The sequence below is a fragment of the Bradyrhizobium sp. USDA 241 genome, from assembly GCF_049739505.1.
GTDB classification, from domain to species: Bacteria; Pseudomonadota; Alphaproteobacteria; order Rhizobiales; family Xanthobacteraceae; genus Bradyrhizobium; species Bradyrhizobium liaoningense.
Genome location: NZ_JBMGPZ010000004.1, coordinates 2,222,256 through 2,244,713, shown reverse-complemented (window position 1 = coordinate 2,244,713; position 22,458 = coordinate 2,222,256). Strand labels below are relative to the sequence as shown.

At 64.0% G+C, this 22,458-nt stretch carries 19 protein-coding genes and 1 pseudogene; 3 read left to right on the top strand and 17 right to left on the bottom strand.

Features of this window, described 5'->3' with window-relative positions; genetic code table 11:
* Positions 1 to 8 precede the first annotated feature (8 nt).
* The 4 genes and pseudogenes from ABIF91_RS20395 to ABIF91_RS20380 form a co-directional block, all read right to left on the bottom strand.
* Entirely contained in the window at positions 9 to 422 is a 414-nt protein-coding gene (locus ABIF91_RS20395) for a Rieske (2Fe-2S) protein (protein WP_424579333.1), read from the bottom strand.
* Positions 422 to 1,531, bottom strand: a complete 1,110-nt coding sequence (locus ABIF91_RS20390; protein WP_028179598.1) for an amidohydrolase family protein — start codon at positions 1,529 to 1,531, stop codon at positions 422 to 424. Before ABIF91_RS20390 ends, ABIF91_RS20395 begins: the two co-directional genes overlap by 1 nt.
* 24 nt (positions 1,532 to 1,555) lie before the next feature.
* Positions 1,556 to 2,612 (bottom strand): annotated as a pseudogene (locus ABIF91_RS20385) (amidohydrolase family protein).
* Positions 2,613 to 2,723: 111 nt separating this feature from the next.
* Positions 2,724 to 3,788, bottom strand: a complete 1,065-nt coding sequence (locus ABIF91_RS20380) for an IS630-like element ISRj1 family transposase (protein ID WP_026192128.1) — start codon at positions 3,786 to 3,788, stop codon at positions 2,724 to 2,726.
* A gap of 86 nt (positions 3,789 to 3,874) precedes the next feature.
* Between ABIF91_RS20380 and ABIF91_RS20375 the strand changes: the two genes are divergently transcribed.
* On the top strand, positions 3,875 to 4,357 hold the full coding sequence (locus ABIF91_RS20375; RefSeq protein WP_035669582.1) for a CinA family protein: 483 nt from the start codon (positions 3,875 to 3,877) through the stop codon (positions 4,355 to 4,357).
* A 175-nt stretch (positions 4,358 to 4,532) separates the two neighbouring features.
* Here the strand turns inward: ABIF91_RS20375 and ABIF91_RS20370 are convergent, their stop codons facing one another.
* The 12 genes from ABIF91_RS20370 to ABIF91_RS20315 all read right to left on the bottom strand — a co-directional run bounded on the left by ABIF91_RS20370 (position 4,533) and on the right by ABIF91_RS20315 (position 18,039).
* Positions 4,533 to 4,799 carry a DUF1488 family protein gene (locus ABIF91_RS20370; protein WP_424579332.1) on the bottom strand — a complete coding sequence of 89 codons (267 nt, stop codon included), beginning with the start codon at positions 4,797 to 4,799 and terminating at the stop codon, positions 4,533 to 4,535.
* Between the two features lie 83 nt (positions 4,800 to 4,882).
* Positions 4,883 to 6,352, bottom strand: a complete 1,470-nt coding sequence (locus tag ABIF91_RS20365) for an AMP nucleosidase (RefSeq protein WP_028179601.1) — start codon at positions 6,350 to 6,352, stop codon at positions 4,883 to 4,885.
* A gap of 217 nt (positions 6,353 to 6,569) precedes the next feature.
* Positions 6,570 to 7,904, bottom strand: coding sequence for an HlyD family type I secretion periplasmic adaptor subunit (locus ABIF91_RS20360; protein ID WP_028179602.1), 1,335 nt, complete (start codon positions 7,902 to 7,904; stop codon positions 6,570 to 6,572).
* 10 nt (positions 7,905 to 7,914) lie between these two features.
* Positions 7,915 to 9,663 (bottom strand): type I secretion system permease/ATPase, encoded by a 1,749-nt coding sequence (locus tag ABIF91_RS20355; protein ID WP_028179603.1) that lies wholly within the window; start codon positions 9,661 to 9,663, stop codon positions 7,915 to 7,917.
* A gap of 355 nt (positions 9,664 to 10,018) precedes the next feature.
* Entirely contained in the window at positions 10,019 to 10,288 is a 270-nt protein-coding gene (locus ABIF91_RS20350; protein WP_028179604.1) for a GlsB/YeaQ/YmgE family stress response membrane protein, read from the bottom strand.
* A 203-nt stretch (positions 10,289 to 10,491) separates the two neighbouring features.
* A complete protein-coding gene (locus ABIF91_RS20345) occupies positions 10,492 to 11,469 on the bottom strand; it encodes an ABC transporter ATP-binding protein (RefSeq protein WP_028179605.1) in 978 nt (325 codons plus the stop codon).
* Entirely contained in the window at positions 11,466 to 12,881 is a 1,416-nt protein-coding gene (locus ABIF91_RS20340) for an Asp-tRNA(Asn)/Glu-tRNA(Gln) amidotransferase GatCAB subunit A (RefSeq protein ID WP_028179606.1), read from the bottom strand. The genes ABIF91_RS20345 and ABIF91_RS20340 overlap by 4 nt, the downstream gene beginning before the upstream one ends.
* The gene (locus tag ABIF91_RS20335; protein ID WP_028179607.1) at positions 12,878 to 13,075 is read right to left on the bottom strand and encodes a hypothetical protein; all 198 of its coding nucleotides are present in this window, start codon (positions 13,073 to 13,075) and stop codon (positions 12,878 to 12,880) included. The genes ABIF91_RS20340 and ABIF91_RS20335 overlap by 4 nt, the downstream gene beginning before the upstream one ends.
* Complete coding sequence (locus ABIF91_RS20330; protein WP_028179608.1) at positions 13,072 to 14,130, bottom strand: ABC transporter ATP-binding protein; 1,059 nt, start codon at positions 14,128 to 14,130, stop codon at positions 13,072 to 13,074. The genes ABIF91_RS20335 and ABIF91_RS20330 overlap by 4 nt, the downstream gene beginning before the upstream one ends.
* A gap of 197 nt (positions 14,131 to 14,327) precedes the next feature.
* Complete coding sequence (locus ABIF91_RS20325) at positions 14,328 to 15,230, bottom strand: ABC transporter permease (protein ID WP_035669569.1); 903 nt, start codon at positions 15,228 to 15,230, stop codon at positions 14,328 to 14,330.
* Positions 15,231 to 15,233: 3 nt separating this feature from the next.
* Positions 15,234 to 16,187, bottom strand: a complete 954-nt coding sequence (locus ABIF91_RS20320; protein WP_028179610.1) for an ABC transporter permease — start codon at positions 16,185 to 16,187, stop codon at positions 15,234 to 15,236.
* 190 nt (positions 16,188 to 16,377) lie between these two features.
* Positions 16,378 to 18,039, bottom strand: a complete 1,662-nt coding sequence (locus tag ABIF91_RS20315) for an ABC transporter substrate-binding protein (protein ID WP_028179611.1) — start codon at positions 18,037 to 18,039, stop codon at positions 16,378 to 16,380.
* A gap of 198 nt (positions 18,040 to 18,237) precedes the next feature.
* On the opposite strand from ABIF91_RS20315, the gene ABIF91_RS20310 reads away from it, so the two are divergent.
* Entirely contained in the window at positions 18,238 to 19,833 is a 1,596-nt protein-coding gene (locus tag ABIF91_RS20310) for an ABC transporter substrate-binding protein (protein ID WP_028179612.1), read from the top strand.
* A gap of 260 nt (positions 19,834 to 20,093) precedes the next feature.
* Entirely contained in the window at positions 20,094 to 21,158 is a 1,065-nt protein-coding gene (locus tag ABIF91_RS20305) for an IS630-like element ISRj1 family transposase (RefSeq protein WP_026192128.1), read from the top strand.
* A 300-nt stretch (positions 21,159 to 21,458) separates the two neighbouring features.
* On the opposite strand, the gene ABIF91_RS20300 is transcribed toward ABIF91_RS20305, so the two are convergent.
* A protein-coding gene (locus tag ABIF91_RS20300) for an IS630 family transposase (protein ID WP_100213571.1) occupies positions 21,459 to 22,401 on the bottom strand; the annotation gives its coding sequence in 2 pieces (ribosomal slippage) (positions 21,459 to 22,064 and positions 22,066 to 22,401; 942 coding nt in all).
* Between the last annotated feature and the right edge of the window lie 57 nt (positions 22,402 to 22,458).

The window sequence follows — 22,458 nt, the reverse complement described above, 5'->3', positions numbered from 1 at the left end:
CGGTTGGCTTACAGCTCCACCACCACGTAGTCGCTCTCGATCCTGACCGTGACAGTCTCGGCGACATACGGCCCCTTCACCACGCTCGCCCCCGGCTCGACATGGGCCGGGTAGGCCTTCACGCGGAAGCGGCGGGGGGCGCAGTAGGATTGGCCGGTGCGGATGTCGAACTCCCAGCCGTGCCACGGGCAGCGGATGATCTCGCCGAGTTTCGTGTACTCGATCTCGCCGGGATTGTTCGATTGCGCGAGCCCGATCAGCGGGCCCTCGCACAGCGCCGCGCCCTGATGCGGGCAGCGGTTCATCAGGCCGAAATACTCGCCCTTGATGTTGAAGATTGCGATCGGCCGCCCGTCGATCTCCAGGAATTTTCGCGTGCCCGGCGGAAGCTCGTCGACCGGCGCGATGACGTGTCTTGCCATCAGGAAACGCCGTAAAGCTTCTTCGCGTTGCCGAGGTAGAACGCCTCGCGATTGGCTTCGCTGACGCCCGCCGGCAAGACGCGCGAGGGCTCATCGTAATCCCAATGCGGATAATCGGTGGCGAACAAGAGCCGATCCCAGCCGATCCATTTGATGACGTCGAACAGATCCTCGCGGCTTTCAGGATCCTCCATCGGCTGCGTCGTCCACCACACCTGCTCGCGGATATATTCCGACGGCGGCCGCTTCACATGCGGCACCTCGCTCCTGAGCCGCTGCCAGGCCTTGTCGAGCCGCCACGCCAGCGACGGCGCCCAGCCGAAGCCGGCCTCGATCATCACCATCTTCAATTTCGGGAAGCGTTCGAACACGCCCTCCAGCACGAGGCTCGCCAGCGCCGATTGCTGACATTGCGAGTGACCCACCATTTCCTCGATGTAGTAGGACGGCCAGCCCGAGGGCGTGATCGGGTTGCCGCCGAAACCGAAGGCGTGGACGCCGACGGGAAGGCCTGCCTCTTCCGCGGCCTGGTAGATCGGCCAATAGCGGCGCTGGCCGAGCGGCTCGACATTGCGGCTGAGCAGCAGCACCTGTACGAAATTCTTGTCCCCGGCGCGCTCGCGGATTTCGGCGGCGGCCGACAGCCCGTCCTCGTTGCCGACAACAATCGAGGCCTTCAGCCGCTTGTCCTTGGAGGTCCATTTGTCGATCTGCCAGTCGTTGATCGCAGAGCACAGCGCGGCCGACAGTTCGTGATTGCGGATGCCCTGTCCGGTGTTGAGCGGATTGAGCACGCCCAGCTGCACGTTGTTGGGATCGAGCAGCTGCTTCTGCATGAAGGACAGCGAGGAGCCCTGCGGCCCGCCCTCCGGCGGATAGGCATCGCGGCGCGAGGCGTTGGGCTGGGCTTTCGGATAGGGCGGGCCTTCCATCATGCCCTGATAGGCATGGACGCCATAGACTTCGAGGTGATGCTGCCAGCGTTTGGCGAGGTAGGGATAGAGCTCGGTGCGGGTGGCACGTGCCGGATGGATGTCGCAGTCCGCGATCGCGGTTTTGACGGTCAGTGGGGACGCGGCTTCTTGGCTCTCGCGGAACTGGATATTCATCGCCTTGCCTCCTTTGGCAGCGGCTCACGTCAGGCGGGGATAGGTTGCATGCGGATTGTCGATCATGATCTTGCGCACGAGATCGGGGGACAGACCTTCGGGCAGCGCGTCCTGGCCGTCGAACTGCCAGTGCGGATAGTCCGTGGAGAATAGGACCAATTCGTCCGACTGCATATGATCAAACAGGCGAATTAATGTCTCTGGTTCCGGCGGCGCATCAAAAGGCTGTAACGAAAAGCGGATGTTGCTGCGCACAATCTCCAGCGGCGCGCGATCGACCCAGGGCGTCTCCATCCGCACCCCGCCAGAACTTGTGCAGGCGCCAGAGATAGGGCGCGATCCAGGAAACGCCGGACTCCAGCATCACCATTTTCAGCCGCGGATATTTGGCGAACACGCCTTCGACGATCAGGCTGGTGAGCTGGGTCTGGAACGCCTGGGCCTGCCCGACATAGTCCTCGATGTGGTAGGACCCCCACCCCACCGCGGTCGGCGGATTATGATAGGCGGAACCGGCATGAATGCCGACCGGCAGTTCCAGCCGCTCCGCGGCCTCATAGATCGGCCACAACGCGCGCTTGCCGAGCGGCACGTCGCCCATGACCAGCATCAGGACCTGCACGAAGCGCTTGTCCGGGGCGCAGCGCTCGATCTCGGCGACGGCCTTCTCGACGCTTTGCGTCGGGATCACGATCGAGCCACGCAGACGAGGATCGCGATCGAGCCATTCCTTCGCCAGCCAGTCGTTCAGCGCGCGGCAGAAGGCGGCCTGCATGTCCTCGGAGAACACCATCTGCACGCCGTACAGCGGATTGCAGATGGCATGCTCGAGCTGGAAGGGATCGAGCACATGGCGCTGCATGTCCGCCAGACTCTCGCCCGGCTTGCCCTGCTCGGGCCGCCAGTCGGGCCGTGCCGTAATCGGCGAGTTCGGCGGATAGGATTGCGAGACGAGGTCGACCATGCCGCGCGTCGTCACCTGATCGCGCCAATAATCGTTCAGGTACGGCAGCAGGCTGGTCAGATGCGGCACGGCCGGATGCACATCGCAGTCCACCCCGCCGGCGATCAGGGACGCCATGACGTCTCCTTCACGTTTCCTCGTCAATTCTTGTCTCGTGCCCGCATTCAAGCAGGCCTGCCCGCCGCCCGCAACTCAGCCGGGGCCGCCGGCATATGCTAGTACCCGGAATCAGAGCTGAGTGATACGGCGGCCTTTGAAACGGCGTTGACGGACCTTTTTCTTGGTCCAGACGAAGGGCTCGGCTCTGTCGTTGTATGCGTTGACGTAGGCATCGATGTGTTCCTGAAGCTGCTTGAGGCTCGTGAAGGAGGTGCCGCTGAGCGACTGCCCCTGCAAGATGGAAAACCATACTTCGACCTGATTGAGCCATGACGCACTTGTCGGCGTGAAATGAAATTGCACGTTGGGGTGGGCCTTGAGCCAGTCCTCGTTCTTTTTATGGGTGTTGAGGTTGTCGAGGATGACGTGAAGCTTGCGGTTCGGAAAAGCCGCGGTGACGCTGTTCATGAAATCGAGAAACTCGACGCGGCGCCGGCGTTTTGAATGGGTCGCGATGATCTTTCCGGTGGCGACTTCGAGCGCCGCAAACAATGTTGTGGTGCCATGCCGCTTGTAATCGTGGCTTTGGCCGGTCAAGGCGCGGCCATTGGGCAACTTCAGATAACCCTGCGCTCGCTCCAAAGCCTGGATCGAGGGCTTCTCGTCCACGCACAGCACAATGGCCTTCGCCGGCGGCGCGACATAGAGGCCGACAACATCGGCGGCTTTGGCCGTAAAGTTCGGGTCGTTGCTCTCGCACCAGGACTTGCGAGCCACCAGGTCAATCTTGTGGCTGCGCAGGAACCGCCAGACATATTGGACATCGACATCGCCCAGCGCCTCGGCCAGCAGGGGGCCGGTCCAGCGCGCAAACCCTTGCGGTGGCGGCTTATCCAGCAGCTTCAGAATCCGCTTGTCGGTCGTCTTCGTATAGATCGGCTGCTTGCCAGGCCGCGGCTTGTCTTGCAGCCCTTCAAGGCCATGGTCGGCATAGCGATGCCGCCAAAGGCTGACAATCCGCGGCTGGACCCCAACTTCCTTGGCGATCGACCGGGTGCTGCGCCCATCCGCCGCCAACAGAACTATCCGCGCCCGCTTCAAATCGCGCTGCAACGTCACCGGTGAGCGACAGCACGCCTCAAGCACCTTGCGATCTTTCCTCGAAAGGTGGACTTCTCTTGCTTCGGGTATCATCCCGACCTTGAATCACGACTCACGTTCCAAGAAAAGTGGGTACTAGGAAGGCGCAGCTCGGTTGCGAAGGAATGAGGGGTTTAGGGATGAAAGAGCTCGTCGGCATTGCGGAACGGGTCGCGGCCCAACTGATCGCGCGCAAACAGACCATCGCGGTTGCGGAATCATCGGCCGGCGGCCTGATCTCGGCCAGCCTGCTCGCGGTGCCCGGCGCCTCCGCCTATTACCTCGGCGGCGCGGTGGTCTACACCCGCGATGCCAGACAGGTGCTGATGGATATTTCGGATGACGGCATGAGGGGTTTTCGGTCGTCGTCGGAGCCCTACGCGCAATTGCTGGCCGAACAGATGCGCAGCCGCTTCAATTGTGAATGGGGCCTGTCCGAGACCGGTGCGGCGGGCCCCACCGGCAACCGCTACGGCGACGCTGCGGGCCATAGCTGCATGGCGGTCGCAGGACCCGCCGCGGAGGTGATGACGCTGGAGACGGGCAGCAGCGACCGGTTTGCGAACATGCAGGTGTTTGCAGCGACAGCACTGAAGTTGTTGCTGAGGAAGCTGGAGGGGTGAGCAGCTGCGCTGTGAGCGAATCGAGACATTCTCACCACCAACACCACTGTCATGGCCCGGCTTGACCGGGCGATCCAGTACGCTGAGACCGTTGTGATTGAATCGATACGCCGCGGCGTACTGGACGCCCCGGTCAAGCCGGGGCATGACAGCGGAATATGTAGGCCTACCGTCTCTAATGCCTCATGAAAATCCGTACCACATAGCCGTGAAAGCGCGGCGCTTCGTCGTAGAGGTCCGACGCAATGCGTTCGATGGTTTCGCGCAGCGACAAAAATTGTGCCTGGCGCGCGCTGCTCTCGGTGCCCTGCATGCCCGCGAGCTCGTCCATGGCAGCGTCGCTGATCTGGCACTGCACGACCTCGCCATCGTTCAGCATGGTGAAGCGAAAGGCCAGACGTTCGAGATCATGGCCAATGATCTTGTCGCGCGTGAGCGGCATTGCAAGCGTCCCGGTCGGCCCCCCTCGCGGACAATGCGAAAAATTCTCCGGCTTGTCAGCAAGGATGAAAGGGGGGCCCCGACCTACTGGAACGCGACTTCGGCGAAACTGCGGAGCTTTCGCGAATGCAGGCGCTCCGATTCCTGCTGCTTGAGCCGCTCCAGCGCCTTCAGGCCGATCTCGAGATGCTGGCCGACGCGGCGGCGGTAGAACTCGCTGGCCATGCCCGCGAGCTTGATCTCGCCGTGCAGCGGCTTATCCGAGACGCAGAGCAGCGTGCCATAGGGGACACGGAAGCGATAGCCGTTGGCGGCGATGGCGGCTGATTCCATATCGAGCGCGACCGCGCGCGATTGCGACAGGCGGCGGATCACTTCAGGCCCTGAAATCTCCCAGTTGCGGTTATCGACGCTCGCCACCGTCCCCGTGCGCATCAGGCGCTTCAGCTCGAAACCTTCGAGCCCGGTGACATCCTCGACCGCATCCTCGAGCGCGACTTGCATCTCCGCGAGCGCAGGAATCGGCACCCACAGCGGCAGCTCGCGGTCGAGCACATGGTCCTCGCGCACATAGCCGTGCGCGAGGACGTAGTCGCCGAGCCGCTGCGTATTGCGCAGGCCCGCACAATGGCCGAGCATGAGCCAGGCATGCGGCCGCAGCACGGCCACATGGTCGGTGACGTTGCGCGCATTGGACGGGCCGGTGCCGATGTTGATCAGCGTGATGCCGCGATAACCCGGCGCGACCAGATGGAAGGCCGGCATCTGCGGTGCGCGCGCGGGGGCAACCCCCGTCGTCGCGCCGCCGCCGCGCGTGATGACGTTGCCGGGCGCGACGAAAGCGTCGAGGCCCGCCTCGCCGGACTGAAGACGCTGCTGGCAGAGCTGCGCGAAGGCGTCGACATAGAACTGGTAGTTGGTGAAGATCACGAAGTTCTGGAAATATTCGGAATCGGTGCCCGTGTAGTGATAAAGCCGTCGCAGCGAGTAATCGATGCGGGCGGCGCGGAACAGGGACAGCGGCTTGGGCATCCCCGGCTGCAGCTCGAAGGTGCCGTCGGCGATCGCATCGTCCATCGTCGCGAGATCAGGCACGTCGAACGCATCGCGCAGCGATCGCGTGACGGCGGAGTTCTCGCTGGTCGTGATGGCGGCTTCGATATTGATGTCGCGGCGATAGGCGAAGTGGATCGGGATCGGTTCGGTGGATTCGCCGATCTCGACCGGCACGCCGTGATTCTGGATCAGCAATCCGATCTGCTCGGTGAGATAGCTGCGGAACAGATCCGGCCGCGTGACGCTGGTCTCGTGCACGCCGGGCACTGCGACGAAGCCGTAAGACAGGCGCGAATCCAGCCGCGCATGCGTCACGGTGGTGATGCGGACAAAGGGATAATAGGCCCGCATCCGCGTCGTGACGGTCTCGCCATTGACATAGGCCTCGAACCGGTCGCGCAGGAATTTCGTGTTGCGCTCGTAGATCTCTTCGAGGCGGGTCACGGCCGCGGACGCATCGGAGAAGGATTCGGTGGCGATGGAGGGGGGAGATTGCATGGTTCGACCGCCGGGTTATTGGGGCTTTGACTCGAACTATAGCAAAGAAGGTGGTGCCGTAGGGTGGGCAAAGCGAAGCGTGCCCACCAATATGCTCGTCGGGAGAAAGATGGTGGGCACGGCGCGCTGCGCCTTTGCCCACCCTACGAGACCGAGTATGCCGCACGAGATCCCGGATGCGCGCTAAGCGCGCTCCGGGATGACGCGCTTTCGCGCGTCACTTCTCCCTGAACGCGCGCATCAACTGGTCGTGCAGCGGCTTCATCAGATAGGACAGCATGGTGCGGTCGCCGGTCTGGACGAAGGCCTCCACGGGCATGCCGGGAATCATCTTGACGTCGCCGAGCCGGGCGACCTCCTCGGGCGGCATCGAGACGCGGATGGTGTAGTAGCCCTGGCCGGTGCGCTGGTCGGTGGTGACGTCGGGCGAGACGCGGCTGACGACGCCGTTGAGCTCCGGCGTGGTGCGCTGGTTGAACGCGGAGAGGCGCAGCAGCGTCTTCTGGCCGATCTGGAGCTTGTCGATATCGACCGGATTGACCTTGGCCTCGACCTGGAGATCGTCGGTCTGCGGCACGATCAGCATCAAGGTATCGCCGGCCGTGACGACGCCGCCGACGGTATGCACGGTCGATTGCAGCACCATGCCGTCCTGCGGCGCGCGGATGTCGATGCGGCGGAGCTGGTCTTCGGCGGCAACCTTGCGCTCGATCAGCTCGCCGATCTTGTCGTTGGTCTCGCGCAGGTCCTTGGAGACCTCGCTGACCACGTCCTTGTCGATCTGGATGATCTGGAGCTCGGTCTCGGTGATCTTGCCCTTGGCCTGGGCGCGCGAGGCGATGTACTGCGCGCGCTCGCCGTTGAGACGTGCCGAGTCGCGTTCGAGCTGGGTCAGGCGCGAGATCTGCACCAGGCGCTTTTCGTAGAGCTCGCGCACGCCGGTGAGCTCGTTCTGCACCAGCGCGATCTCCTGGTCCTTGGCCTTCTCCTGGGCGCTGAGACCGGAGATTTCCTCGTTGAGCTGCGTGATGCGCTCGCGCAGCTGCGCCTTCTGCCCGGTGCGGCCGTTGACGCGGACGTCGAACAGCTTGGTTTCGGCCGAGAGCAGCACCTTGACGTCGGGATCGCTGGCGCGCTCGATCAGCGTTTGCGGGAACTCGATGCTGTCGAGTCCGCGCTGCTCGGCCTGGAGTCGCGCCGCGCGCGCCTGCGCGGCGTCGAGATTCTTGGTGACGATGGCAAGGTTGGCCTTGGTCACGGTGTCGTCGAGCCGCACCACGATGTCGCCGGCCTTGACCCGGTCGCCGTCGCGGGCGCGCACCTCGCCGACCACGCCGCCGGTCGGATGCTGCACCTTCTTGACGTTGGATTCGACAACGATCTGCCCCGGCGCGATCAGCGCGCCCGAGATCAGCACGGTCGACGCCCAGCCGCCGAGGCCGACGACCAGGACCAGCACGATGGTGAGGCCGAGGACCAGGTGAAACCTGATGGAATCACCTACAGTCTTCTTGGCGGCGGGCTTCGTTCCGCCGATAGCCAACGTGCTCATGACTTTGTGCTCATGATTTGGCCACTCCGCCTTCGCTGACGATCTTGATCGGTGCCGGCGGCGTCGCGCGCGGCTGCAGCATCTGGGCGAGGACCTGCTCCTTGGGGCCGAACGCCTGCATGCGGCCGTCGCGCAGCACCAGGATCTGGTCGACCGCCTCGACGCCGATCGGGCGGTGCGCCACAACGACGACGATGGCACCGCGCTCCCGCGCCGAGCGAATGGCGCGGGTCAGCGCCTCGTCGCCTTCGGTGTCGAGGTTGGAGTTGGGCTCGTCGAGCACGACCAGGAATGGCCTGCCGTAGAGCGCGCGCGCCAGCGCCACGCGCTGCGCCTGGCCCGCGGAGAGCGCGGCGCCCTGCTCGCCGACCTGCGTGTTGTAGCCCTCGCGCATCTTGATGATCATCTCGTGCACGCCGGCCTCCTTGGCCGCGGCGATGATCGCGTCGGAGGTCGCCTCGGGATCGAAGCGGCTGATGTTCTGCGCGATGGTGCCGCCGAACAGTTCGACGTCCTGCGGCAGATAGCCGATGTGGCGGCCGAGCATGTCGGACGACCATTGATCGAGCGCGGCCCCGTCAAGCCGTACCTTGCCGCGCACCGGCTGCCAGACCCCGACCAGCGCGCGGATCAATGACGACTTGCCGGAGCCGCTCGGACCGATCACGCCGAGGCCATTGCCTGCGGCGAGCGCGAAGGTGACGTCCTGCACCACGAGCCGCTGATCGCCGGGCGGCACCATGGCGAGGCCTTCGACCGAGAGCCGGCTGGTGGGCGCCTGCAACTGGGTCGGCATCGCCTGCGCCGGCATCTGCTCCAACAGGCGGGTGAGGCGGTGCCAGCTCTGGCGTGCGGCGACGAAGGATTTCCAATGCGCAATGGCGAGATCGACCGGAGCGAGCGCGCGGGCGGAGAGGATCGAGCCGGCGATGATGATGCCGGCCGTCGCCTCCTGGTGGATGACGAGATAGGCGCCGACCGCGAGCACAGCCGATTGCAGCATCATCCGCAGCACCTTTGCGACCGCGCCGAGACCGCCGGCGACGTCGCTCGCACGCTGATTGCCGGCAAGGTATTTTTCGTTGGCTTCGCTCCAGCGCTGGTTCATCCGTCCGGCCATGCCCATCGACACCATTACCTCGGCGTTGCGGCGGCTGGCCTGGGCGAGATCGTTGCGCTGGGCGGCGAGCCCCATCGCCTCGTGTGCCGGCTGGCGGGACATGAACTCGGTGACCAGCGTCAGGCCGACCAGGATGATGGCGCCGATCAGCGCGGTGACGCCGATCAGGACGTGGAAGGCGAAGCAGATGGCGAGATAGAGCGGCAGCCAGGGCAGATCGAAGAAAGCGCTCGGGCCCATGCCGCCGAGAAAGGAACGGACGTTGTCGAGATCGCGCAGCGGCTGGAGGCCCTCGTTGCGGCTGCCGACCAGAAGCGGCAGGCGCACGATGGTGTCGAACACGCGCTTGTTGAGGGCCTCGTCGAGCGACGTACCGATCCGCCCCAGGATGCGGTTGCGAATCATGTCGAGCACGCCCTGCGCCATGTAGAGGAAGCTGGCGAGGATGATGAGGCCGACCAGGGTCGGGATGCTGCGGCTCGGCAGCACCCGGTCGTAGACCTCCAGCATGAAGATCGACCCGGTCAGATAGAGCAGGTTGATCATGCAGCTCATCAAGCCGACGCCGATGAATGCCGTGCGACAAGCGCGCAAGGCGTCACCGAGCTCTGAACGGCGGACGCCAGGGATGGCTGCCATCAGTCTGATCTCTTTCGGCTAGGGGGCAAAGCCCCTGATTTCACGGGCAATTCAGGGTACTCGCCCCGGATTAACATCCTGTTCGCCCGGCGTCCAACGCAGGCGAGTTCATCCAGAGCCCTGATGGGCCACATCTACCCCTGACGGCCTTACGCGCAAGCCCGGAATTTCACAGGCTTGCGGCTTTTTCTTGCAGGCTTTCAGTCTCTTCCGGGAAAACGGCGAGGCTGGAGGTTCCCGCTGCCGAATGCGGGGCTAAGGCGCGATGCGAATAGGATGAATCGTCATCGCGCTTTAGGTTGTTGTTTAAGCATGATCTTTTCGGAAAACCGCTGCGCACTTTTCCGGATCATGCCTAGAACCTGCCCCCGCCACGCACCAGGCGCACGACGACCAGCAGAATGACGGCGCCGATGGCGGAGTAGACGATTTCGGAGACGAGCCCTGTGCCAAGACGAATGCCGAGCTTCGGAAACAGGAAGCTCGCCACCAGCGCGCCGGCGATGCCGACCACGATGTCGCCGATGATTCCGAACCCGGTCCCGCGCACCACCTTGCCGGCGAGCCAGCCGGCGACCAGGCCGACGAACAGGATGACGAGCAGGCCTTCGTTGGAAATGTGCATCAGTGCGGTCCCCTCTCCGTGAAGGGCGCCATGGAACGCGAACCGGGATGAATGAGGTGTGAATACTGGCGGCAAGGCTCGCGTAGTCTAAAGCGCGATGCGATCAAGATCGTCATCGCGCTTTAGGGCATTGTTCGAGCATGATCTTTCGGAAAACCGCTGCACACTTTTCCGGATCATGCTTTAGCTCAACTCATCCGGGACTATGACACCACGGTGACCGGCTCCGCCAGCACGCATCTCGCCGCCCGGCCCGGTCCAACCTCGACATTCGCGGGCAATTGCTCCAGGCAGCGCGGCTCTGCGAGCCTGCAGCGGGGAGCGAAGGAGCAGTTGTGCGGCTTTTCCGCCAGCGAGGGCGGAGTGCCGGGAATGGTCTCCAGGCGGGCGCCGCGCTTGGCGCCATGGATGGTCGAAGCGAGCAGGCCCTTGGCGTAGGGATGCACCGGCGAGCGGACGATGTCGCGAAGCGTGCCCTGCTCCACGATCTGGCCAGCATACATCACCGCGACGCGGTCGCAGATCTCGATGGCGACGCCGATGTCGTGGGTGACGAAGATGACGGACATGCCGAACTCGCGCTGCAACTCGCGCAGCAGCAGCAGGATCTGGATCTGCACGGTGGCATCGAGCGCGGTGGTCGGCTCGTCCGCCAGCAGGATCTTGGGACGGCAGGCGAGCGCGAGCGCGATCATCGCGCGCTGACGCATGCCGCCGGACATCTCGTGCGGATAGGCGTCGAGCCGGCGCTTCGCCGAAGGGATGCGCACGACCTCGAGCATTTCGAGCGCCCGCGCCCTTCCTTCCGCGAAACTCTTGCCTTCGTGGCGCACGACGCTTTCGGCGATCTGCGCCCCGATGGTGTAGACCGGATCGAGCGCGAGCGCCGGCTCCTGGAAGATCATCGACACGGTCTGGCCGCGAAACGACGACAGCTCCTCGTCGTTCATGGCGAGCACGTCGCGGCCCAGCACGTTGACCGTGCCCGTGATCTGCGTGCGCTTCTTCGGCAATAGCCGCATCAGCGCACGCAGTGTCACGCTCTTGCCCGAACCGGACTCGCCGAGCAGGCCCAGCACCTCGCTGTTGCCGAGCGAGAGGCTGAGATCGTTCACGGCATAGACCGTGCGCTCGCCGGTGAAGCGGATGTTGAGGCCCGAGATCTCGACGAGCTTTGTCATGACGGCAGTTTCGGCAATCGATCGTGATAGTCGGTGGCGCGCTGGAAGGCCGCGCCGATGGTGAGCAAGGTCGCTTCGTCGAAGGAACGACCGATCAGCTGCATCCCGACCGGCAGGCCGGTCTTCGTGAAGCCGGAGGGCACGGTGAGCGACGGCAGGCCGAGGAAATTCACCGGACGGGTGAACAGCGTGAGTCGCTGCAGCAGCGCCGGCGCGTTCGGGCCGCCGCCGACGTCGCTCTCCTCGATCGTCGGTGCCGGCACTGGCGAGGCCGGTGCGATCACCGCATCGACGCCTGACGTCGCGGCGTTGTGCGCGGCGAGCGCCGGCCCGCGCCAGCGCATGGCCTCGAGATAGGTGATGGCGGGAACGGCGAGTCCGTTCTGGAGCCGCATCAGGACCTGCGCGCCATAATCCTGCGGACGCTCGATCATCCAGCGCTTGTGGAAGGCGGCGGCTTCCGCGGCGAGCACGAGCTGGCTGGCCGAGGACAATTGCCGCTGGTCCGGCAGCTCGACCTTGACGATGTCGGCACCCTCGCGCTTGAGCACTGCGATGGTCTCGTCCAGCACGCGCGCAACCTCGCTGTCGAGATTGTCGACATAGAAAGAGACCGGCACGCCGATCTTGAGGCCCTTCAGCGCGCCTTTGGTCGCGCCGACGTAGTCCGAGAGCGGCTCGTGGCTGCAGGTCGAATCGGCGGGATCGGGGCCGGCCATCAGCGCCAACAACAGCGCGCAGTCCTCGGCAGTGCGGGCCAGCGGGCCGACGGTGTCGAGCGATTGCGACAGCGGCATCGCGCCGGCACGGCTGACGCGGCCGACCGTGGTCTTGAGACCGGTGACGCCGCAGAAGTGCGCGGGCATGCGGATCGAGCCGCCGGTATCCGAGCCGAGCGCCGCATAGGTCAGGCGCGCGGCGACCGCGGAGCCAGAGCCGGATGACGACCCGCCCGTGATGTGGGCGACATTCCAGGGATTGCGCACCGGGCCGTAATGAGCGTTGTGGCCGGTCGGGCCGTAGGCGAATTCGGCCAGATGTAGCGTGCCGAGGCGGACCTGGCCGGCGTCCTTCAATCGCTGCAAGGCCGTGGAGGTCACGGTCGGCACGAAGTCGCGGCGGATCAGCGAGCCACAGGTCGCGACGTGGCCCGCGTCGTAATACATATCCTTGTGCGCGAGCGGCACGCCGTGCAGCGGACCACGGACGTTGCCCTTGGCAAGCTCGGCATCGGCTGCATCGGCCGCCTTCAACGCAACCTCTGCCTCGATCGACATGAAGGCATTGAGGTGCGGCTGCCACTGCGTGATGCGATGCAACAGCGCGCGCGTCACCTCGTGCGAGGACAGCTGCTTCGTCGCGATCGCACGCGCGACCCCGGTGAGCGTCATCAATGCGGGTTCGGTGCTCATTTCGACACCTTCTGCGTCTGCGCGAGCACGTAGCCGGCGGGCTCGAGGTCGAACGGCAGCGTGCCGGCGATGGCCGCGAAGCCCTCGAAGGCAGGTCCGATGGCATTGGAGATGCGGGTTGCGATCTCGTCGTCCACGGGCACGCCTGCAACCAGCGCGATCGGCTTGATGTCTTTCGGTGTCGGTCTGGTCATACGGTCTTCTCCCTGGGCGCGCGGCTATGGCCTGAACCCGGTATAGCCATGTAGCACGCGGCCTCGTGGCCCATTCTATCGAGCGCGGTGAGCTTTGGTGTCGCGTTTGCGCAGAGCGGCTCCGCAAACGGACAACGGGTGTGGAAGCGGCAGCCCGGGGGCGGATCGATCGGATTGGGCGGATCGCCTGATATCGGCGGCGTCTCGGTGCGCTTGTCGGGATCCGACGACGGCATCGCCGCGAGAAGGGCACGCGTGTAGGGGTGGGCAGGCGCGTCCCAGACCTGGTCGACCGGGCCGAGCTCAACGACCTCGCCGAGATACATCACCAGCACGCGGTCCGAGATGTAGCGGACCACGTTGAGGTCGTGGCTGATGAACAGATAGGTCAGGCCGAACTCGCGCTTGAGATCGGCCAGGAGGTTGAGCACCTGCGCCTCGACCGATTTGTCGAGCGCCGAGACGGCTTCGTCCAGGATCACCAGCCGCGGCGACAGCGCCAGTGCCCGCGCGATGTTGACGCGTTGGCGCTGGCCGCCGGAGATCTCGTGCGGATAGCGGTTGGCGAAGGTTTCCGGACGCAAGCCGACCTTGCCGAGCAGCTCGCGAGCGAGCGCGCGTGCCGTGGCGTCGGCCATGCCGTGCACCTTGGGGCCGAAGGCGATCGATTCCTCGATGGTGAGGCGCGGATTGAGCGAGGCGTAGGAGTCCTGGAACACCATCTGCATGCCGCGGCGCAATTCGCGCAGGCTCAGCGATTGGCCAATTGTCATGCCGTCATAGATGATGTCGCCGTCGTCGCGCGGCATCAGATGCATCAGCAGCCGCGCGGTGGTTGACTTGCCGCAACCGGACTCGCCGACGATGCCGACCGTCTCGCCCTTGGCGACGGTGAACGAGACGTTGTCGACGGCGCGCACGGTACGCTTGGCGGCGAACGGCCCGCCGCGCACCGGGAAATGCTTCGTCAGGCCGTTGACCTGAAGCAGCGGCTGCGCGACGCCGCCGACGTCCTCGACCGGCTCCAGCATGGCGACAGAGGCATTCTCGCTCATGGCAGCCGCCCTACACTTTTCCCGATCCCGGCGGGGCAACCCCATATGGCTGGTACTAAAGCCTCCACGCCGTCATGGCCGGGCTTGTCCCGGCCATCCACGCCTTGCCACGCGGAACGAAGAACGTGGATGCCCGGGACAAGCCCGGGCATGACGACCTTCCGTGCGGCGCCATTGTGATTCTGCATCATCATTCGTCAGTTCCTGATGTCCATGGCGCTACGCAGGCCGTCCGAGAGCAGGTTGAAGCAGATCGAGACCGCGAAGATCATCGCGCCCGGCAATGCTGCGACCCAGGGATTGACGTAGATCGCGGTCCGCAGCGTGTTCAGCATCAGGCCCCATTCCGGCTCCGGCGGTTTTGTGCCGAGACCGAGAAAGGAGAGACCGGCCGCCAGGATCATCGAGACCGAGATCAGGCTCGTGGCATAGACGAAGATCGCACCGAGCACGTTGCCGAGGATGTGCACGCGCATGATGGTGAAGGGCCCGGCGCCGGAGGCGCGCGCGGCCTCGACGAAATCCATGTTGCGCACGCCGGTCGTGACGCTCTCGGCGACGCGGGTGATCTGCGGCACGAACACCACCGTCAACGACACGATGGAGTTGAGGATGCCGGCCCCGAGCGCGCCGGAGATCGCGATCGCCAGCAGCACGGACGGAAAGGCATAGAACACGTCGACCGTGCGCATGATCGCGGTGTTGAGCTTGCCGCCGACATAGCCGGCAATGATGCCGAGCGAGGTGCCGATGCAGAAGGCGAGGATCACGGGCAGGATGCCGATGACCAGCGACAGCCGGCCGCCGTAGATCAGCCGCGCCAGCATGTCGCGGCCGAGTTCGTCGGTGCCGAGCGGATAGCCGGCCGTGCCGATGTGGCGCAGGCGGCGGATCATCGAGCCCTTGTAGGGATCTTCGAGACCCAGCCATGGCGCAAGGACCGCCGAGAGGAAGATCAGCAGCAGCACCAGCGCGCAGGCCATGCTGACCTTGTCGCGCATGATACGGCGGCCGACCGTCGCCCAATAGCCGCGCGCCTTGGTCGCGGGCGCGGCCTGCAGCGCGGCGTCGGCGGTGGCGTGAAGCGGAAGCTCGCTCATCGGCTAGCCCCGCTTGATACGCGGGTCGATCGCGGCTTGGGCGATGTCGACCAGCAGATTGAGGAACACAAAGAACAGCGCCAGGATCAGGATCGTACCCTGTAGCAGCGGCAGGTCGCGCTGGAAGATCGCGGAGTTGAGCAGGAAGCCCGAACCCGGCCAGGAGAATACGGTCTCGATCAGGATCGAGCCGCCGAGCATGTAACCGAGCTGAAGACCCATCACGGCAAGCGCAGTGGGCGCGGCGTTCTTGACGACGTGGCGGAACACGCCGCGCTCGTGCAGGCCCTTGGCCCGCAAGGCTTCGACGAAATCCTGCGAGAGAATGTCACCGGTGAGGGCACGCACCGTGCGGGTGACGATGCCCATGGGAATCACCGATGTCGTGATCGCCGGCAGAACGAGATATTTCAGATGCGCCCAGTCCCAGGCCCAGGAATTGGAGCCGCTGGGCCCGGCGCCGACGGCGGGCAGCCAGTTGAGCTGAACCGAGAAGATGATGACGAGCAGCATGCCGAGCCAGTAATGCGGCACGGAGACGCCGGCGATGGCAAAGGACGTTGCGACCTTGTCGATCCAGGTCTCGCGAAAATAGCCGGCGATCAGGCCGAGCAGGATGCCCATCGTGAAGCCGATGATGGCCGCGGCAATCGCGAGCGTGGCGGTGTTGCCGACCGCGCGCATGACCTCGGCCAGCACGGGGCGTCCGGTGGCGATGGAATTGCCGAGATCGCCATGCAGGGCACGAAGCAGCCAGAGGCCGAACTGCACCGGCAGCGGCCGGTCGAAGCCATAGGCGGCGCGAAGCTGCGAGGCGAGCTCCTGCGATGCATCGGCCGGCAGCACCGCGACGAGCGGATCGCCCGGCGTGATGTGCACGAGCAGGAAGCACACCAGCGCCACGCTGATGACGATGGGGACGACATAGACGATGCGTCGGGCGATATAGGCGAGCACGTTGTTTCTTTCTTCCTTCTCCCCTTGTGGGAGAAGGTGGCGCGCAAGCGCCGGATGAGGGGTTGTTTCCGCGGCTACAGCATTTCAAACGAGAGAGAGCCTCTCCGCGGAGAGAAATCCCTCACCCGGCTTCGCTGTCGCGAAGCCACCCTCTCCCACAGGGGGAGAGGGTGCACTGAGCAAGCTACGACTACTGCTTGATCGACACCGGCGAGAAGTCGATGAACCAGCTCTTCGGCTGCACGACGCCCGTCACCTTCGGGCTCATCGCGCGCGGGCCGACGTCGTGGGCGACGTAGAGGAAGGCCGCGTCGTCGACGGAGGCCGCATGCAGTTCGGCGAGCGCGGCATCACGTGCGGCGGGATCGAAGGTCTGGCGCGCCTTCTTCACCAGCTCGTCGAATTTGGGGTTGTTAATGAAGCCCCAATTGTTCGAGACCGGCGGCGCCATGCCCGATTGCAGGAAGCGCACCAGGGCGAAGAACGGGTCCATCGCCGCATAGGTGACGTTGGTCGCGTTCGAGCCGTTGGCCGAGGGGTCCTTGGCGCCGCGGCGCCAGTTGGTGAACAGCGTATTCCACTCGATGACATCGAGCTTCACATCGAAATAGCATTCGGCCAGCGCCTGCTGGAGATATTCGTTCATCGCCAGCGGCTGCATCTGTCCCGAGCCCGACGCGGACGTCTGCGTCTTGACCGTCAGCTTCTTGTTGGGACCGAAGCCCGCTTCCTGCATCAGCTTTTGCGCTGCCGCCTTGTCGTACTTGATCTCGAAGGTCGGCTTGCCGCGCCAGGGATGGCCAGGCTCGAAGGTGCCGGTTGCGGGCACCATCAGGCCGGCGAGCAGACCGTCCCTGAGGCCTTCGCGGTCGATGCAGAGGTTCGCCGCCTTGCGCACGCGGATGTCGTTCCAGGGCGAGCCTTCGACGCGCGAGAATTGCCATGGCCAGACGTGCGGCTGCTCGTTGGCGTAGAGCTTGAAGCCGCGCTGCTTGAGCTCGGGCAGCGCGTCCGGCGCAGGCGCTTCGACCCAGTCGACCTGCCCCGAGAGCAGCGCCGCGGTGCGCGCATTCGCTTCCGGCATCGGCAGGAGCACCATCTTGTCGATCTTGGGCACGCGCGCCTTGTCCCAATAGTTCGCGTTCTTGACCAGCTCGAGCCGTTCGCGCGGCGTGAAGCTCGACATCTTCCACGGGCCGGTGCCCGAGGCGTCCTTGGCGAACGCGGTCCAGGCAGCCTGCGACTTCGCCTTGGCATCGGCGCCTTCGGCCTTGTCGTAGAAGGCCTGCCACTTCGCCGGGCTCGCCATGAACAGGTTGGTGAGGTTGATCGGCAGGAAGCTGTCGGGCTCCTTGGTGGTGAGTTCGACCGTCATGTCGTCGATCTTCTTCGCCGAGGCCAGCGTCGGCATGCGCGAGGCGGTGACGCCGACCTGGCTGGCGTCGAATTGCGGCGCGTCCTGCTTCAGCACCTTCTCGACGTTCCACACGACCGCATCGGCGTTGAACGGCGAGCCGTCATGGAACGTGACGCCGGGGCGCAGCTTGAACACCCACTTGGTCTTGTCGGCATCGTCGACCTTCCACTCGGTGGCAAGACCGGGGATCACCACGCTCGCCTTGTCGGCAGAGGACAGGTCCCAGCCGGTCAGCGCGTCGTACATGGTGAGGCCGGTGAAGCGATTGCCTTCAAAGCCCTGATCGGGCTGACCCAGGGTGCGCGGAATATCGGCAGCGGTCATGCCAATGCGCAGCACGGTCTCGGCGCTGACCGCGCGCGGCCATGCGGCCACGCTCCCGAGCGCCAACAGCGCGATCAGCGCCGCGCGGGTCTTGTTCTTCTTGATAAGCATCGCCTCAATCCTTTTCCGGCTTTCGATGATTAATTTTGATGCACTCGTATGCAATGGCTATGCCAAGGAGAAACTTATTCTGCAAATTGCCCTCGGGACGACAAGTACTTGTGATGACGCACCGGCGAAATCGGCGCGCTGCCTATTCTGGCATCAAGATTGCAAGTTCGGCCCCAGACCCTCCCTGGAGCTTTGATTATGCGTATTCGTCTGTCGACCTGCCTCGCCGTGCTTGCGCTGGCAGTTTCCGCAATCTCGGCGCGTGCCGAAACGGTGGTGCGTTACGGCATCTCGATGGCGGACATCCCGCTGACGACAGGCCAGCCCGATCGCGGCGCCGGCGCCTACCAATTCACGGCCTACACGATCTACGATCCCCTGGTCGCCTGGGAGATGGACGTCGCCGATCGCCCCGGCAAGCTGGTGCCGGGCCTCGCCACCGAATGGAAAGTCGACGATGCCGACAAGACCAAGTGGCGCTTCACGCTTCGCAAGGGCGTGAAGTTTCACGACGGCAGCGAGTTCAACGCCGATGCGGTGATCTGGAATCTGGACAAGGTGCTCAACGACAAGGCGCCGCAATTCGACAAGCGGCAGAGCGCGCAGGTGAAGACGCGCCTGCCCTCCGTCGCCAGCTACGCCAAGATCGACGACTTCACCGTGGAGATCACCACCAAGACGGTCGACTCCTTCTTCCCGTATCAGATGCTGTGGTTCCTGGTGTCGAGCCCGGCGCAGTATGAAAAGCTGGGCAAGGATTGGGACAAGTTCGCCAGCCAGCCCTCGGGCACCGGCCCGTTCAAATTGACCAAGCTGGTGCCGCGCGAGCTCGCCGAGCTGACCAAGAACCCCGACTACTGGAACAAGAAGCGGATTCCCAAGGTCGACAAGATCGTGCTGGTGCCGATGCCGGAAGCGTTGACGCGCACCAATGCATTGCTTGCCGGCCAGGTGGATCTGATCGAGACGCCGGCGCCGGATGCCGTGCCGCAGCTGAAAGCAGCCGGCATGAAGCTCGTCGACAACGTCACGCCGCATGTCTGGAACTATCATCTCAGCGTGCTGCCCGGCTCGCCCTGGACCGACATCCGCCTGCGCAAGGCGCTGAACCTTGCGATCAACCGCGACGAAGTCGTCGGCCTGATGAACGGCCTCGCCAAGCCCGCCAAGGGTCAGGTCGATCCGTCAAGCCCATGGTTCGGCAAACCGACGTTCGAGCTGAAATATGATCTCGCCGCCGCCAGGAAGCTGGTCGAGGAAGCCGGCTACTCCAAGGCCAAGCCGCTGAAGACCACGTTCATCATCGCGCAAGGCGGAACCGGCCAGATGCTGTCGCTGCCGATGAACGAATTCCTGCAGCAGAGCTTCAAGGAGATCGGCATCGACATCGATTTCAAGGTGGTCGAGCTCGAGACGCTCTATACGCATTGGCGCAAGGGCGCGGCCGACGAGATGAACGCCGGCATCACCGCCAACAACATCGCCTATGTCACCTCGGACCCGCTCTACGCCATCGTCCGCTTCTTCCATTCCGGGCAGATCGCGCCTGTCGGCGTCAACTGGGGCGGCTACAAGAACCCGAAGGTGGATGCGCTGATCGACGAGGCCAAGCAGACCTTCGATGCCACCAAGCAGGACGAGCTGCTGGCGCAGGCGCATGCGCTGATCGTGGACGATGCCGCGCTGGTCTGGGTGGTCCACGACACCAACCCGCACGCGCTGTCGCCGAAGATCAAGCAGTTCGTGCAGGCGCAGCACTGGTTCCAGGATCTGACGACGATCGGGGTGGAGTGAGGGGCCGCCCCGCTTCCACAAGCACCACTGTCGTCCCGGGGCGCGACATAGTCGCGAGCCCGGGACCCATAGCCACAGACCGTAATTTTGCGAAGACTTGGAGATACCAGGATCCCCGCCCCCGTGCGCAATTGCGCACTAGGCGGGGATGACACCATTTATGTGGCTGCCTTCAAACCACACCCGACGTCCTCTACTTCGTCAGCAGAAGATCGTAGTACCCACTTTTCTTGGAACGTGAGTCGTGATTCAAGGTCGGGATGATACCCGAAGCAAGAGAAGTCCACCTTTCGAGGAAAGATCGCAAGGTGCTTGAGGCGTGCTGTCGCTCACCGGTGACGTTGCAGCGCGATTTGAAGCGGGCGCGGATAGTTCTGTTGGCGGCGGATGGGCGCAGCACCCGGTCGATCGCCAAGGAAGTTGGGGTCCAGCCGCGGATTGTCAGCCTTTGGCGGCATCGCTATGCCGACCATGGCCTTGAAGGGCTGCAAGACAAGCCGCGGCCTGGCAAGCAGCCGATCTATACGAAGACGACCGACAAGCGGATTCTGAAGCTGCTGGATAAGCCGCCACCGCAAGGGTTTGCGCGCTGGACCGGCCCCCTGCTGGCCGAGGCGCTGGGCGATGTCGATGTCCAATATGTCTGGCGGTTCCTGCGCAGCCACAAGATTGACCTGGTGGCTCGCAAGTCCTGGTGCGAGAGCAACGACCCGAACTTTACGGCCAAAGCCGCCGATGTTGTCGGCCTCTATGTCGCGCCGCCGGCGAAGGCCATTGTGCTGTGCGTGGACGAGAAGCCCTCGATCCAGGCTTTGGAGCGAGCGCAGGGTTATCTGAAGTTGCCCAATGGCCGCGCCTTGACCGGCCAAAGCCACGATTACAAGCGGCATGGCACCACAACATTGTTTGCGGCGCTCGAAGTCGCCACCGGAAAGATCATCGCGACCCATTCAAAACGCCGGCGCCGCGTCGAGTTTCTCGATTTCATGAACAGCGTCACCGCGGCTTTTCCGAACCGCAAGCTTCACGTCATCCTCGACAACCTCAACACCCATAAAAAGAACGAGGACTGGCTCAAGGCCCACCCCAACGTGCAATTTCATTTCACGCCGACAAGTGCGTCATGGCTCAATCAGGTCGAAGTATGGTTTTCCATCTTGCAGGGGCAGTCGCTCAGCGGCACCTCCTTCACGAGCCTCAAGCAGCTTCAGGAACACATCGATGCCTACGTCAACGCATACAACGACAGAGCCGAGCCCTTCGTCTGGACCAAGAAAAAGGTCCGTCAACGCCGTTTCAAAGGCCGCCGTATCACTCAGCTCTGATTCCGGGTAGTAGGATGGGCAAAGCGAAGCGTGCCCACCACTGCTACATTCCGAATGGGATGGTGGGCACGGCGCGTCGCGCCTTTGCCCACCCTACGAGAGTTGATGTTTGGCGCGCGTAGATGAGACCCACGCTCGCGCGACAACCACCACTGTCGTCCCGGGCAAGCGCAGCGCAGACCCGGGACCCATAACCACAGGAAGATGTTTGGCGAAGACTCGCCGTTGCCGATCTCGCGCCGCAACTCCTCCCTGGGGTTATGGGTCCCGGATCGGCGCGCGCTTTAGAGCATGATGTATTTACACGGAAACATAGCCTGAGTTTTTGAAGTAGTTGGTGCACTCCTCCTGGGAGAAGAGATCGAGGAGTTCACCAACCTTCCGCCAGGTTGCCTCCACGTCACGAGGTTCTGCGGATCGCATGAGGTGTTTGAGTTTGGCGAAGACCTGCTCGATCGGGTTGAGGTCAGGGCTGTAGGGCGGCAAGAAGATAAGGTGGGCTCCTCTGGCGCGGATAGCTTGGCGAGCCGCTTTGCCCTTGTGGCTGCCAAGATTGTCGAGAACGACGATCTCGCCCGGTGCGAGGGTGGGTGCCAACACCTTCTCGACGTACAGCGTGAAGAGTTCACCATTGATGGGACCATCAATCACCCAAGGCGCACTGATCCGATCATGACGCAGCGCCGCGATGAAGGTCATGGTCTTCCAATGGCCGAAAGGTGCAGATGCTTGGAGGCGCTGCCCACAAGGCCCCCAGCCGCGTAGCGGCGCCATATTGGTCTTGATCCACGTCTCGTCGATGAAAACCAACCGCGTGACGTCAATCCTGCCTTGATGCGCTTTCCATCGGGTCCGCTTACGGGCGACGTCTGGGCGATCCTGCTCGGCTGGTAGAAGCGTTTTTTTTGAAGCTGAGCCCCTCGGCGTGAACAAAAGTCCACACCGCCCGCACGTCTGTCTTGATCCCCCGTGCAGCCAGCTCCTGCGTCAGCTTGCGCAAGGTGAATGGCCCCGAGCGAATGCGTTTGCGCAGCCAGTCGGCGTTGGCATCCGACAGAACCCGCTTCTTGTGGCCGCCGATCTGGCCGGGCGCCAGGCCTCCGGTATCACGCCTTAGGTTCTTCCACTTCGTCACGCACGAGGGGCTGATCTGTAGCGCCTCTGCGATCGAACGAACCGTCTCGCCCGCGTCAGCGCGAGCCAAGGCGCGTTCACGGATGTCTTCCGAATAGGGGCGCGTCATCCATGCTGGCCTCCGCACTCCAGCATGGAGCTTGAATCAGAAATCGCCCGCTCTGGG